At 59.7% G+C, this 14060-nt stretch carries 12 protein-coding genes and 1 pseudogene; all 13 read left to right on the top strand.

Translation table 11 applies throughout. The features are described 5' to 3' along the window. Positions 1-96 precede the first annotated feature (96 nt). Positions 97-855, top strand: coding sequence for an imidazole glycerol phosphate synthase subunit HisF (gene hisF, locus LPW11_RS09745; protein ID WP_230997930.1), 759 nt, complete (start codon positions 97-99; stop codon positions 853-855). A gap of 9 nt (positions 856-864) precedes the next feature. Further along, a complete protein-coding gene (locus LPW11_RS09750) occupies positions 865-1191 on the top strand; it encodes a phosphoribosyl-ATP diphosphatase (RefSeq protein ID WP_230997931.1) in 327 nt (108 codons plus the stop codon). Between the two features lie 142 nt (positions 1192-1333). Continuing rightward, positions 1334-1531: a 30S ribosomal protein S21 gene (gene rpsU / locus LPW11_RS09755; protein ID WP_183349251.1), complete on the top strand. Its 198-nt coding sequence runs from the start codon at positions 1334-1336 to the stop codon at positions 1529-1531. A gap of 8 nt (positions 1532-1539) precedes the next feature. Further along, positions 1540-1983: a GatB/YqeY domain-containing protein gene (locus LPW11_RS09760; protein WP_230997932.1), complete on the top strand. Its 444-nt coding sequence runs from the start codon at positions 1540-1542 to the stop codon at positions 1981-1983. Between the two features lie 122 nt (positions 1984-2105). Further along, positions 2106-2615 (top strand): CvpA family protein, encoded by a 510-nt coding sequence (locus LPW11_RS09765; RefSeq protein WP_230997933.1) that lies wholly within the window; start codon positions 2106-2108, stop codon positions 2613-2615. Positions 2616-2627: 12 nt separating this feature from the next. Beyond that, a complete protein-coding gene (gene dnaG / locus LPW11_RS09770; RefSeq protein WP_230997934.1) occupies positions 2628-4391 on the top strand; it encodes a DNA primase in 1764 nt (587 codons plus the stop codon). Positions 4392-4440: 49 nt separating this feature from the next. Further along, positions 4441-6165, top strand: a complete 1725-nt coding sequence (rpoD, locus tag LPW11_RS09775; RefSeq protein WP_230997935.1) for an RNA polymerase sigma factor RpoD — start codon at positions 4441-4443, stop codon at positions 6163-6165. 121 nt (positions 6166-6286) lie between these two features. After that, on the top strand, positions 6287-6973 hold the full coding sequence (gene queC, locus LPW11_RS09780; protein WP_230997936.1) for a 7-cyano-7-deazaguanine synthase QueC: 687 nt from the start codon (positions 6287-6289) through the stop codon (positions 6971-6973). A gap of 3 nt (positions 6974-6976) precedes the next feature. Continuing rightward, complete coding sequence (gene folE2 / locus LPW11_RS09785) at positions 6977-7849, top strand: GTP cyclohydrolase FolE2 (RefSeq protein ID WP_230997937.1); 873 nt, start codon at positions 6977-6979, stop codon at positions 7847-7849. Between the two features lie 63 nt (positions 7850-7912). Further along, positions 7913-8575, top strand: coding sequence for a TIGR04282 family arsenosugar biosynthesis glycosyltransferase (locus LPW11_RS09790; RefSeq protein WP_230997938.1), 663 nt, complete (start codon positions 7913-7915; stop codon positions 8573-8575). 164 nt (positions 8576-8739) lie between these two features. Beyond that, a pseudogene (locus tag LPW11_RS09795) lies at positions 8740-9684 on the top strand (RecQ family ATP-dependent DNA helicase); the annotation flags it as partial. A gap of 346 nt (positions 9685-10030) precedes the next feature. Then, positions 10031-10429 (top strand): hypothetical protein, encoded by a 399-nt coding sequence (locus LPW11_RS09800; RefSeq protein ID WP_230997939.1) that lies wholly within the window; start codon positions 10031-10033, stop codon positions 10427-10429. Then, positions 10430-14047, top strand: coding sequence for a hypothetical protein (locus LPW11_RS09805; protein WP_230997940.1), 3618 nt, complete (start codon positions 10430-10432; stop codon positions 14045-14047). Positions 14048-14060: the final 13 nt, after the last annotated feature.

Below are 14060 nucleotides of genomic sequence, written 5' to 3' on the forward strand. Positions count from 1 at the left end.
GGACAGGGTGGGGATGGGGTTGAAGCTGGGGACCGGTGGTGGCAACGGAATGGTTTCGCGGGAAGAACGTAGATTGAAGCAACAGGAGAGTAGCAGATGCTGACCAAAAGGATTATTCCCTGCCTCGATGTGAAGGGTGGGCGCGTGGTGAAAGGGGTCCAGTTCCTCGGGCTGAGGGACGCCGGTGACCCGGTAGAGATTGCCGAGCTGTACGACGCCCAGGGCGCAGACGAGCTCACCTTCCTCGACATCACCGCTTCCTCCGATGCCCGGGACATCATCATCGACGTGGTGCGCCGCACCGCCGAGCGCGTCTTCATGCCGCTCACGGTCGGTGGCGGCGTGCGCGTGGTGGAGGACATCCGGCGACTTCTGAACGCCGGCGCCGACAAGGTCTCGATCAACACCGCGGCGGTGCATCGCCCGGAGTTCGTGAACGAGGCGGCGGAGAAGTTCGGGTCGCAGTGCACCGTCGTCGCCATCGACGCGAGGAGCAGGGCAGGGGGTGGCTGGGAGGTGTACACCCACGGCGGGCGCAACCCGACCGGCCTCGACGCAGTTGAGTGGGCAGTGCGCATGGAGCAACTCGGCGCGGGAGAGATCCTTCTTACCAGCATGGACCGGGACGGCACGAAGGACGGCTACGATCTGCCCCTGACCCGCGCGGTGGTCGATGCGGTGAACATCCCGGTGATAGCCTCCGGCGGCGTGGGTAACCTCTCCCACCTCTACGACGGCTTCACCGACGGCGGGGCCAGTGCGTGCCTCGCGGCCTCCATCTTCCACTACCGGGAGCACACCATCGAAGAGGCGAAGAGCTACCTGCGCGACCGCGGCGTCGCGGTGCGGCTCTAGGAGGGCGGCGTGAGCGATTCGAGCGAGATCATCAGCGCGGTGTACCGCGTCATCCAGGAGCGGAAGGCAAACCCGACGGAGAAGTCGTATACCGCAAGCCTCATGGCGAAGGGGATCGACAAGATCCTCAAGAAGGTAGGGGAAGAGGCGACGGAGGTCGTCATCGCCGGAAAGGGAGGGTCGCGCGAAGAGATCGTGTACGAGACAGCCGACCTCATCTTTCACAACCTGGTCCTTCTCGGGTACTACGACATCGACCCGGAAGAGGTGTACGCGGAGCTGCGGCGCCGCTTCGGGCTCTCCGGGATCGAGGAGAAGGAATCGCGGGGCGCCTAGGAGTGTCGGAGTGTAAAGCACCTGACAAACATGTTGACATTTCTTACCCCCATGTTATGATGCTTTTTCCTTGAAAAATGTCTGCCGGCCCGACAAACCCACAAAGTAGTAAATTCCAGATACAGAAGGGGGGGGAATATGAATGCCGGGAGTAAAGGTAAAAGAAACTGAGCCGTTTGAGCTGGCACTGAAGAAGTTCAAGAAGCAGTGCGAGAAAGCTGGGATCCTTTCCGAAGTGCGCAAAAGAGAGCACTACGAAAAGCCGAGCATCAAGAAGAAGAAAAAGGCCATTGCAGCGCGCAAGCGTGCACTCAAAAAACAGCGCAAGATGGTGGACTAAGAGGCCATATGCAGTTGCGTGACAGATTGGTTGCAGAGATGAAGCAAGCCATGAAAAGCCGCGATGCATTGCGGCTTTCTACTATCCGCATGGCCCTTTCCTCGGTAAAGAATCGCGAGATCGATGCAAAGCACGAGCTCAGCGACTCCGAGATCACAGATACCTTTTCCACACTGTGCAAGCAACGCAGGGAATCTATCCGGCTCTTTAAGGAAGCAGGCAGACAGGAGCTGGTGGATAAGGAGGAGGCGGAACTCGCCGTCCTTCTGGAATTCCTGCCTCAGCAGTTGAGCCGGGAAGAATTGGTGGCCCTGGTAGACAAGGCCATCGCGGAGACATCCGCAGCGGGGGGGAAGGACATGGGCAAGGTAATGAAAGCCCTCATGCCCTCCGTTTCCGGCCGTGCAGACGGTAAGCTGGTTAGCGAAGTTGTAAAGGAAAGACTAGGCTGATCTTTTTTTTTGCCCCGGGAGCGACCCTCCCGGGGTCAGCCGAATACCTTTCGTGACACGAGTGGGGGCGAATCTAGCGATTCCCCCTACTTTTACTTTGTAGCTGCCGCAAGGTGTAATGCATGATCCTTCTTGATATCCTTATCTGGGCGGTACTCCTTTTCTTCGTAGCAAAAGGTTTCAGCAAAGGGTTGGTAAGGGAGGCATGTTCACTCCTCGGGCTCGTTTCAGGCGGCTGGGCCGCCTTCAGATACTATTCCCATCTGGCCGACACGCTGCGGGTGTTCATCCGGCTCCCCCAGGGGGTCGCTCAGCCGCTCTCGTTTCTCCTCATTTTCCTCACGCTCGGCATCCTCTTCTACTTCCTCGGCCATCTGCTTACCGTTGTGTTCAAGATCATGCTGTTGGGGGGTATCAACCGGATCGGCGGGATCGCCTTCGGTTTTCTGGAGGGGGGGTTCCTGCTCTGCATGCTCCTCTACGTGGGGACGCTGGGGCCGATGCCGGAAAAGGTGAAGGGAGCGCTCTCGCGCTCGAGGACGGCGCAGGCCTTCATCGGCACCGGGGCGAGCATCGCCGCCGGGTGGGAGGCGGCGAGGGGACAGAAGCCGGTCGGTGCGGCAAAGCGATAAGGACGGCTCAAGTTGTCGATGATACCGGAAGAAAAAGTCAGGGAGGTGCGGGAACGGGCGCCGATCCTTGAGGTGATCTCCGAGTACATGAGCCTCAGGAAGTCCGGTGCCAACTACCAGGGGCTGTGCCCCTTTCACGGAGAGAAGACCCCGTCTTTCAACGTGAATCCGGCACGCGGCATCTTCCACTGCTTTGGCTGCGGCGTCGGTGGAAACGTTATCAGCTTCGTCATGCGCATGGAGGGGATGAGCTTCCCCGGCGCGGTCCGCTTCCTGGCAAAGAGGGTCGGCGTAGATATCCCGGAGCGCCCCCTGACGCGGGAGGAGAAGCGCCAGGTCGACGAGCTGGAGCTCCTCTACGGCATCAGCGAGATGGCGGCGCACTTCTATCGGCGGGTGCTGGAAAGCGACGAGGCGGGGGAAGCGGGAAGACGCTACCTGGAGCGTCGCGGGGTGGACAAGGAGACCGCAGCAGCGTATCGCATGGGGTTCGCCCCCGCAGGGTGGGACGGGCTGACGAAGTTCCTGGAGCGCAAGGGTGTGGCGCTCCCCCTTGCGGAGAAACTCGGGCTGGTGCGCAAGAGTGACGGCGGGAAGTACTACGACACCTTTCGAAACCGCCTCCTTTTCACCATCGCCGACCTGCACGGGCGCCCGATAGGTTTTGGCGGAAGGGTCATGGACGACTCCCTCCCCAAGTACATAAACTCCCCGGAGTCGCCGATCTACCACAAGAGCGAGGTCCTCTTCGGACTCGACCTCGCCAAGAAGGGGGTGCGGGAGACGGGGAGCGTGATCATCGTCGAGGGGTACTTCGATCACCTGGCGCTGTACAGGGCAGGATACACCAACGTGGTCGCCACCTGCGGCACCGCCCTCACCACGCCGCACCTGAAGGTTCTGCGCCGCTACGCCGAAAAGGTGTACACCCTCTTTGACGGCGACGAGGCCGGGCGCAAGGCGACCTTTCGCTCCATGGAGCTCTTCCTGGAGGACGGGATGCCGGCAAAGGTGGTGCAGGTGCCGGACGGGGACGATCCCGACGACTTCGTGAAGGAACGCGGGGCCGACGCCTTCGGCGAGCTTCTCGACGGGGCGCTCCCGATCTTCGAGTTCTACTACCGGGACCTCCTGAAAAGGGTCGACGCAAAAACGGTGGAGGGGAAGGTCGCCTTCATCGACGAGGTGGCGCCGCGGCTCATGAAGATGGCGAACCCGGTGGAGCGCTCCCTGTACGAGAAAGAGGTCTGTCGCGCAGTCGGCATCGACCTGCGCACCCTGCACAAGCGGATGGGGGTGACCCCGGAGCCGGTGCGGGCGCCAGTGAGGCCGGCACCGCGGCCGGTGCGGGAGAAGCCGGGGGGCGGGATCGAGGAGACACTCCTCTCCCTCATGGTGAAGTTCCCCGAGGTCGCCGAGAGGGTGGCGCAGCAGGGTGTGGAGACCCTCTTTTCACCCGCGTATGCCGAGCTTGCCGGCGACATCGTTGCACAACGAGGCCACGAGAGCATCGACGTGGCACAGGTGGTGGAAAAGGTCGCGAACCCGCAGGAGCGGGCGCGGCTTTTCTCCCTTTTTGTGGCGGATGCCCATCTGGAGGGGATCAACCCCTTGAAGGCCTTTGAGGAGTGCCGTCTCGCTCTCCAGCGCGGCGCGCTGAAAGGGGTGAAGGAGCTCGCCAGGGAACTGGCGACAGTGGAGCCGGAGTCGCCGCGCTACGCGGAGCTTCTGGCCCAGATCGACCTGTTACGTAACAAGAAATCAAAATTACCATAGATCAGTTGGTTGGCTGCTGCTTGGGTAGCTGTAACGGAGTGTCGTAAAAATGGCCAAAAAAAGCATGGATGAAGTGAAACAGCTGATCGACCTCGGGAAGGAAAAGGGTTTCCTCACCTACGAGGAGGTTAATGACCTGCTTCCTCCCGATATCGTGGACTCCGCCCAGATCGACGACGTCATGAGCATGTTCGGTGACATGGACATCGAGATCGTGGACTCCGCTCAGAAGGTGAAGATCCCCAAGATAAAGATGGATCTCGAGGAGGAGGACGAGCACGAAGGGGAGCAGGAAGAAGTCGAGTTCGAGCCGGGAACCCTCGGGCGCACCAGCGACCCGGTCCGCATGTACCTGCGCGAGATGGGCTCCGTATCGCTCCTCACCCGTGAAGGGGAGGTGGAGATCGCCAAGCGCATCGAGGTCGGCGAGCGTGACGTGGCAAGCGTCATCCTCAACACCCCGATCACGGTGAAGGAGGTCATCTCCCTGGGGGAGCGTCTCAGGAAGCTCCAGATCGCCGCGATAGAGATCAGCAAGGATGTCGAGGAGGAGGTACTGGAGGAAGGTGAGGAAGATCTCCAGGCTATGCGCCTTCTCAACATCATCGACGAAATCCAGGCGCTCTACAGCCGCATGGAGGAGTTGCGCAATGCGGGGGACACCGGCAGCGACGAGCAGCAGGAGCTGAAGGCGAAGATGGCGGAGCTCCTGCGCAGCCTGCGCCTGAAGGACCGGCACATCGAGAAGATCGCCCAGCGGCTGAAGGAGCTCTCCACGAAGGTCGACTCCGTGCTGCGCGAGATCGCCGCCGTGGAGAACGAGACCGAGACGAAGCTCGAGCCGTTCATCACCGCCTTCGAGAAACTCCACGGTGCCTCTGACGAGGAGTTCATGAAGGTGCTCGGGCGGACCGCTGAGGAAGCGCAGCAGCTGGAAATCCGCTACCGCGCGCTGGAAAAGAACCTCGGAAAGATCGAGCACGAGTCCGGCTTCCGCGCACGCGACCTGGCAAGCGCTCTGGAGGCGATCGAGCACGGCGAGCGGAAGGCGAAGCTTGCCAAGAGCGAGCTGGTGGAGGCGAACCTGCGCCTCGTCGTTTCCATCGCCAAGAAATACACCAACCGCGGCCTGCAGTTCCTCGACCTGATCCAGGAAGGGAACATCGGCCTCATGAAGGCGGTGGACAAGTTCGAATACCAGCGCGGCTACAAGTTCTCCACCTACGCCACCTGGTGGATCCGCCAGGCGATCACCCGCGCCATCGCGGACCAGGCCCGCACCATCCGCATCCCGGTGCACATGATCGAGACGATCAACAAGCTGATCCGCACCAGCCGCCAGCTCGTGCAGGAGATCGGGCGCGAGCCCTCCCCGGAAGAGATCGCGGAGCGCATGCAGCTCCCGCTGGACAAGGTGCGCAAGGTCCTGAAGATCGCCAAGGAGCCGATCTCTCTCGAGACCCCGATCGGGGAGGAGGAAGATTCGCACCTTGGGGACTTCATCGAGGACAAAGGGGTGGTGTCGCCGCTGGAGGCGGTCATCAAGGCGAACCTCTCCGAGCAGACCTCGCGCGTCCTTTCCACCCTCACCGCCCGCGAGGAGAAGGTGCTGCGGATGCGCTTCGGCATCGGCGAGAAGAGCGACCACACCCTCGAGGAGGTCGGGCAGGACTTCGAAGTCACCCGCGAGCGTATCCGGCAGATCGAGGCGAAGGCGCTCAGGAAACTGCGCCACCCGAGCCGGGCGAAAAAGCTGAAGAGTTTCGTGGAGTAGCCATGAGGCCGCCCTGATGCAAATCGGGGCGGCCTTTTTCAAAGGCAGAAGCAATCGGTTGAACCGCAAAGACGCAAAGGAGCAAAGTCCACCCAGGACTTGAGAAAAGAGGTGCCACGAGATGCAGAAGAAAGCGGTGATTCTCTATAGCGGCGGGCTCGATTCCACCACCTGTCTCGCGATCGCGAAGGCAGAAGGATTCCTCCCCTACGCCATGAGCTTCAGCTACGGCCAGAGGCACAGCATTGAACTGGAGCTCGCAAAGCGTCACGCCGGAGAGATCGGGGCGGTCGATCACCTCGTCGTGGACTTCGACCTCAGGAAGATGGGGGGGAGCGCCCTCACCGCCGACATCGACGTCCCGAAGGAAGGGGTCGGCGACGAGATCCCGGTCACCTACGTCCCCGCGCGCAACACCATCTTCCTCTCCTTCGCTCTCGGATGGGCCGAGACCCTCGGCGCCTTCGATATCTTCATCGGCGTGAACGCCCTCGACTACTCGGGGTACCCCGACTGCCGCCCCGAGTTCATAGCAGCCTTCGAGGCGATGGCCAACCTGGCCACCAAGGCCGGTGTGGAAGGGGCGGGACGTCTGAAGATCCACACCCCCCTTATCTCTCTCACGAAGGCGCAGATCATCCAGAAAGGGCTCTCGCTCGGTGTGGACTACGGTCTCACCCACTCCTGCTACGATCCCGCCGAAGACGGCACCGCCTGCGGCCTGTGCGATTCCTGCCGGCTGAGGCTCAAGGGGTTCGCCGAGGCGGGCGCTGTCGATCCGGTCCGCTACGCCACCGTGCAAAGGTAACCAATGTCAAAAGGCACTGAGAAACACCATAGTGGCAGCTGCAAGACGCCCCTCTCCGACGTGCAGCTCTCCCGCGACACCCGCAATATCGCCATCGGCAAGGTAGGGGTGAAGGACATCTCCTACCCCATCGTGGTGATGGACAAGAACAAGGGGTTCCAGAGCACCGTGGCGCGCATCAACATGTACGTCGACCTGCCGCACCACTTCAAGGGGACCCACATGAGCCGTTTCGTGGAGATCCTGAACAGCTACCGGGAGAAGATCGCGCTCGACAAGATGGAGGAGATGCTGGGGCAGATGAAGGAGAAGCTCGGCGCCAGCAACGCCCACGTGGAGATCGAGTTCCCCTACTTCATCGAGAAGACGGCACCGGTCTCCGGCGCGAAGAGCCTCATGGAGTACAACTGCACCTTCATCGCCTCCTTTGCAGAGACCTTCGACTTCATCCTTGCGGTCAAGGTGCCGGTGACCTCCCTTTGCCCCTGCAGCCGCGAGCTCTCCGTCTACGGCGCCCACAACCAGCGCTCCGTGATGACGGTGCAGGTGCGCTACAACGAGTTCATCTGGATCGAGGACCTGGTGCAGGTGATGGAGGAGTGCGGCTCCTCCCCCGTCTACTCGCTTCTGAAGCGCGAGGACGAAAAGTACGTCACGGAGCGCGCTTACGAGAATCCGCGTTTCGTGGAGGACATGGTCCGCGAGGCGACCCAGCGGCTGCTCGGGATGGACAACGTCACCTGGTTTTCCGTCGAGGCGGAGAACTTTGAGTCGATCCACAAGCACTCCGCATATGCGGCAATAGAGCGGGACAAAAGGGTGCCGGCTGGTGGTGCGGTCAATCCTTTGACTGTGGATAACTCTGTTGAAAAGTAGCAAAGCTGTGGACAACCCTGAATTTACCCCGTTCATTTAACCCTCTTAAGACGCTCTCCTCTAATGAAAGTCGCACTCGCCGTATTTGCAAAGGCTCCCGTACCGGGCGCGGTGAAGACGCGGCTCTCTCCGCAGCTGACCAGCAGCGAGAGCGCCGAACTCTACCGCTGCATGCTCCTGGACACCGTGCAGAGGGTGTCGCTCCTCCCATGGGATCCGTTCATCTTCTATGAAGGAGAGCGCGCCTTTTTCGAGGGCGCCTGTCCCGGGATCCCTCTCCTGCCACAGGTCGAGGCGGGGCTGGGGGAGAGGATGGCTGCGGCCGTGGAGTCCACTCTGGCTCTCGGATATGGCGCGAGCATGGTCATCGGGACGGACGTTCCGGACCTGCCGCTCAGTTATCTTGAAGAAGGGGTGCGCCTCTTGAAGTCCGGCGCGGATGTCGTCTTCGGCCCTGCCGCCGATGGAGGGTACTACCTGGTGGGACTCAAAAGGGTGGAGCGGGCCATTTTCCAGGGAATCCGCTGGTCCACCAGCAGTGTCCTCGCCGAAAGCCTCAAGAGGGCGGAGTCCGCGGCGCTGAAGGCCGGACTGCTCCCTCTCTGGTACGACGTGGACAGCTACGAGGACCTCCTGCGCCCCGGGCTTCTGGACATACACAACAAGGCTCCCCTTACCAGGACCTTTCTCACGCAACACGGGATAGTGCCACGCGAAGGGGCGTAGGGCGTGGATGTAGGCCGGGATAAGCGCAGCGTTCCCGGCGGCACCGGGCATGTCTCACCCGCTCCACCGGTAAACCTCGTGGCGCGACTGCCGACCCCTGCTACTTGACAGACGCCGCACCCATGATTGATTTTTAGCTGGCCCCTCTCACGAAAAGGTCCCAGATGGCAGCAGATCCCTCGCACATTCTCACCGAGGTATTCGGCTTCAAGACGTTTCGCCCCGCGCAGCGCGAGATCGTGGAGACGGTCCTCTCCGGGCAGGACGCCTTCGTACTGATGCCGACGGGCGGGGGGAAATCCCTCTGCTACCAGATCCCGGCCCTCTGCCTTCCCGGCACCGCGCTCGTCGTCTCTCCCCTCATCTCCCTTATGAAGGACCAGGTCGACGCACTGCGGGAGAATGGCGTCGCCGCTTCCTGCTACAACTCCTCCCTTACCGAGCAGCAGGCCAGGAGGACCCTAGCGGAACTCCACGGCGGCGACCTGAAGCTCCTCTACGTCGCGCCGGAGCGCCTCCTGAGCGACAACTTTCTCGAGCGCATCCGGACCCTCCCCATTTCCCTCTTCGCCATCGATGAAGCTCACTGCGTATCGCAGTGGGGGCACGACTTCCGCCCCGAGTACGCGCAGCTCGGTAAGCTCCGGCAGCTCTTCCCGGAGATACCGATGATCGCGCTCACCGCGACCGCGGACCACCAGACGCGCGGCGACATCATGCACAGGCTCGGGCTTGCCGAGGCGACCTGCTTCGTCGCGGGCTTCGATCGCCCCAATATCCGCTACAGCGTCGTGGAGAAGCACCGTCCCTTCAAGCAGCTCACCGACTTCCTCGCCGGGCGCCGGGAGGAGGCGGGGATAGTCTATGCCCTGTCCAGAAAGAGGGTGGACGAGGTGGCGGAAAAGCTCTGTGCCAACGGGGTGAATGCCGCGCCCTACCACGCGGGGCTTCCGGATACGGAGCGGCACCGGGTCCAGGAGGCGTTTCTTCGGGATGATATCAAGGTGGTAGTGGCGACTGTCGCGTTCGGCATGGGGATCGACAAGTCCAACGTGCGCTTCGTGGTGCACTACGACATGCCGAAGAGCATCGAGAGCTACTATCAGGACAACTGCGAGTTGCATAGTATGGACGCGCAACGGTCATAGTCCAGGGTATGGACACGTCGTACGTCCTCCTCCCCCCATCACTAACACCCGCTTCACAGCGACAAGAGCCGTTGAGAGCTCTGGCACCTAATCATGCTCCTGGCAGTCCTCTGGTCCTTCCTGGCCTCCCTGCAGCAGGCTCTGCTGGTCCCAAGGCGTCTATTATAATCTAGATCTACTTCTTCAGGATTTTTCGCCGATAGTCAAGCTCGCGTGTAGGCGCACAGTTTTCTGCGGATACATCGTTTTTGCTATTGACGACGAGCCATATAATATTCTAAACCTTGCGAAAAAGGAGGGGGTCCAGATGGATTCGATATCAACTGCTCTAATTGGAGCAATTTCTGCTGGTATTACGGATGTTGGAAAAAAAGCTATTGCAGATGCGTACGAAAACCTGAAGGCTTTGATAAGTGCAAAGCTAGGCCAAGAAAATGACATCTCCGAAGCAATTGCAGCCCTAGAAGACAACCCTGAATCGGAGGGTCGCCGGATGGTGCTGGCTGAAACGATGACAAAGGAAAAAGCCGTCGAGGATTCCGAGATTCAGGAATATGCAGGAAAACTGATCGAAACGATTAAGGAAACGGAGGAAGGGCGCAAGGTCGTCGCCAAATTCCTCATAGATGCAAAGGGAGCACAAGTCGGTGTAATTGGCGATAATGCAAGAGTCCAAGGCGGAATCCATTTTCGGGAAACGAAATAAATGAACCATCCGCGGCAGGTGGGGATAGTTGGAGATCACGCCCACATCGAGGGAGGGGTCCACTTTCATGACCATGGGCAACGTTCGACCTGCTTTCATTGGCCGGATGCATGGGATTTCTCAGCCTTTATCTCTGAAAAGAGGCAGAACTTCACTGGCCGAGACTGGCTCTTTAAGGAAATTGATGATTGGCTTGCCCAGCCGACACCGAGGACTCTCCTTCTCCGTGGCGATTTCGGTGTCGGAAAGTCGGCCTTTTTGGCCGAGTTGATCGCTCGAAAGACCGATGCCGTCATAGGATGGCATTTCTGCCAGCACGATACACAGGAAACTCTGAAACCTACGACCCTCGTCAATAGCCTCGCCGCGCAGTTTAAGACCACACTCCCTGCATTTGGTGCGTTGATAGATTCGGATGACTCTCTGCAGAGACGTCTGGAGAAAACCGCGGAAGACCCGGCCAGCGCCTTCGAGTCGGCGGTTATAAACCCCCTTGCCCGCATCGAGGCACCCGATGGACCCCGTCTCGTCCTAATCGATGCTCTAGATGAAGGGCTAGAATTGGACGGTGCAGAAATGCGTCGTCATGGAACCATTGTCCAGCTACTTGCTAACAAGGCCATGCGTTTTCCCCGCTGGCTGCGGATTATAGTTACCTCGCGCAATAACCCTGATGTTGTCGGACGTCTCGGAAAATTCGGAATCAAGGACGTCAATGCGGAAAATGTCTCCAACGAGGCCGACCTTCGCGCCTTTATCCTTCAGCGACTCTCACGGCAGCCGCTGGAGTCACACCTGAGAAGGGAGCATTGTTCCTGCGAGTCTGCAGCTGCTCTGCTTCTGCAGAAAAGCCTCGGGAAGTTCCTTTATGCCGTCCGGGCCCTTGACCAGCTCGAAGATGCCCGCATTGGGCTGGCTGAACTCGCCTCCCTGCCTCCCGGAATGGACAGCTTTTATCTTGATTCCTTCGACCGTCGTTTTGCCCGCGTAGGACGCGATTACAGTGACGCACGTGATGTGCTTGGCCTGCTCGCAGTTGCCAAAGAACCGCTTCCCTCGTCTGTGTTGGCTGAAATCCTTGCTAGGCCTGAACAGGAAATCTTATCGGTGCGCAGGTGCTTGCCGGACTTCATCAAGCTACGTGCCGGCGCCTGGGCTTTCGATCACTTCTCTCTCTCCGAATGGCTGACAGGCACGACTGAAGATGGCTTCGCAAGAGCCGGTGATTACTCGGTCAATATCGGTGTCTCAAACGAGCACTTCCGCAAATGGGCTTTGAGGACGGTCAAGAAAGGGGCGGCACATGAAAGTGCATATTTGGTGCGCCATCTCTCCTCGCACGTTCCGGACGGTGCAGAATGCCGAAGGGTGTTCACTCACTTGATGCTATCCAGTTTTGAGTGGCTTGCCGCTCGGCTCCGCTTGACCGGCATACACACCTTGATCGCGGATTGCGATCAATTGGGAGAGAGCAGCGATGCAAAGATGCTCCGTGCGGTGCTCCGCTGCAGTATGCATGTTTTACGAAGGGTGCCGGAGCAACTTCCGGCGCAAGTGCTTGGGCGATTACGTTCATTACTGCAACCGTCGGATTCAATTGCTGCCCTGATAAAAAGTACAGAGTACTGGGTTGAGCATCCGCCCGATTTGACGACTTCCTCCTTGCTTGTTCCGACCGGTGGCAGCCTGAGATTTTCAACGAATTGTCTCGCTGCTTTTTCCGGGCACGAGCGTGCAGTTAACTGTGTAGCCGTGCTTCGGGACGGGCGAATTGCCTCTAGCGGTGACGACTACACTGTGCGGGTGTGGGACCCCCAAGGAATTGAAGATCCGCTGCTGTTTGAGGGGCATACAGAACGTCTTGCCGTACTTCCGGATGGGCGAATCGCCTCGCTTGGTTGGGACAATGTGGTGCAGGTGTGGGATCCTCAAGGTATTCAGGAGCCGTTGCTGTTCGAGGGGCACACGGACGAGGTGAAATCTCTGTCGCTTCCTGATGGGAGGATCGCCTCGTTTTGTCTGGACGGGGCTGTGCGGGTGTGGGACCCCCGAGGAATTCAGGCGCCGCTAGTGTTTGATGGTGATGGGGAGTATGGATATATGGCAGTGCTTCCGGACGGGCGGGTTGTTACCGGCAGGCGGGTGTGGGATCCCCATACCAGCGAGTCCATGGAATTCCTGGAAGCCGACGTAACATCGCTCGTCGTGCTTCCGGATGGACGGTTTGCCACGGCGGTGAGGCGCGACAACTCTGTGCGGGTGTGGGACTTCGAGGCAATTGAGGAACCGTTGCTGTTCGAGGGGCACACGGCCCCTGTGACGTCTCTTGCCGTGCTTCCGGATGGGCGTTTAGTCTCGAGCAGTTTGGACACGACTGTGCGGGTGTGGGACCCTCGAGGAATTCAAGAGCCGCTACTGTTCGAGGGGGATGGTTACTACATGGCTGTTCTTCCCGACGGGCGGGTTATCTCTACTTGTTGCAACGGGAGTCTGCGGGTGTGGGACCCCCAAGGTATTCAGGAATCGTTTCTATTGGAGGGGCACACGCACGTGGTCAATTGTCTAGCCCTACTTCCGGATGGGCGGCTCGCCTCCGGCAGTTGGGACAAGACGGTGAGGGTATGGGACCCTCAAGGAGGCGAGGCGCCGTTGGTGTGCGAAGGCCACACGAGGGCGATCAGATTCCTCGGCAGACTTCCGGATGGGCGGGTAGCCTCGGGTAGCGATGACGGCACTGTGCGGGTGTGGGACCCCCAAGAAAACAAAGAGTCGTCACTATTTGTGGGTCACACTAGTTTGGGGTCGTCCCACACAGTGCTACCGGATGGGCGAATCGCCTCAAGTGCGAACGACAATACTGCGCTAGTGTGGGACCCCAAGGGCGTTCAGGAGTCGTTAATCCTTGAGGGGCACACTGAGTGGATAACCTCCCTCGCCGTGTTTCCGGATGGACGAATTGTGTCGGGTGGCTTGGATAGGACTTTGCGGATTTGGGATTCCCTGGGCATTCAGGAACAGGTGCTGTGCGAGGGGCATTCATTCTCGGTCGGATGCTTGGCCGTGCTAGCAGATGGGCGAATCGCCTCGGCAGATGGCAACACCGTGCGGGTGTTCGACCCCGAAGGCATTCAGGACACAATGGTGTTTGAAGGGCATACATATCTGATAGATTCTTTAGCCGTGCTTCCTGATGGACGGATCGCCTCCTCAGGTAGCGAGGACAAGACAGTGCGGGTTTGGGATCCTTGGGGGAACAAGGAACCGACGGTGTTCGAAAGGCATACGAGCACGGTTTGCTGCTTTGCTGCGCTACCGGACGGTCGTATCGCCACCGGCGGTGAGGACGGCACCTTGTGGGTGTGGGACCCCCAAGGGATTCAAGATGCCATGCTGTTGGAGGGGCACAGGGGCTCGGTACAATGCCTTGCTGTACTACCGGGCGGCCGTATAGCTTCGGGTGGTAGTGACGATACTGCGCGGGTGTGGGACTTACGCAGTGGTCAGCAACTGGCACAGTTTAAGTCAGATGCGATGATTATGACTCTCTTGACATTGCCCGACGGAATTCTTGTCGCAGGTGATTTTGCAGGAATGGTGCACTTCCTTAAGCTGTACTAAAATACATGGTCGT

It is taken from the genome of Geomonas sp. RF6 (assembly GCF_021044625.1).
Classification (GTDB): Bacteria; Desulfobacterota; Desulfuromonadia; order Geobacterales; family Geobacteraceae; genus RF6.

Bases quoted from the DNA above. Each gene is read 5' to 3' on its own strand.
- hisF (WP_230997930.1), top strand. From the start codon at position 97: ATGCTGACCAAAAGGATTATTCCCTGCCTCGATGTGAAGGGTGGGCGC.
- rpsU (WP_183349251.1), top strand. From the start codon at position 1,334: ATGCCGGGAGTAAAGGTAAAAGAAACTGAGCCGTTTGAGCTGGCACTG.
- LPW11_RS09760 (WP_230997932.1), top strand. From the start codon at position 1,540: ATGCAGTTGCGTGACAGATTGGTTGCAGAGATGAAGCAAGCCATGAAA.
- LPW11_RS09765 (WP_230997933.1), top strand. From the start codon at position 2,106: ATGATCCTTCTTGATATCCTTATCTGGGCGGTACTCCTTTTCTTCGTA.
- rpoD (WP_230997935.1), top strand. From the start codon at position 4,441: ATGGCCAAAAAAAGCATGGATGAAGTGAAACAGCTGATCGACCTCGGG.
- queC (WP_230997936.1), top strand. From the start codon at position 6,287: ATGCAGAAGAAAGCGGTGATTCTCTATAGCGGCGGGCTCGATTCCACC.
- folE2 (WP_230997937.1), top strand. From the start codon at position 6,977: ATGTCAAAAGGCACTGAGAAACACCATAGTGGCAGCTGCAAGACGCCC.
- LPW11_RS09790 (WP_230997938.1), top strand. From the start codon at position 7,913: ATGAAAGTCGCACTCGCCGTATTTGCAAAGGCTCCCGTACCGGGCGCG.
- LPW11_RS09800 (WP_230997939.1), top strand. From the start codon at position 10,031: ATGGATTCGATATCAACTGCTCTAATTGGAGCAATTTCTGCTGGTATT.
- LPW11_RS09805 (WP_230997940.1), top strand. From the start codon at position 10,430: ATGAACCATCCGCGGCAGGTGGGGATAGTTGGAGATCACGCCCACATC.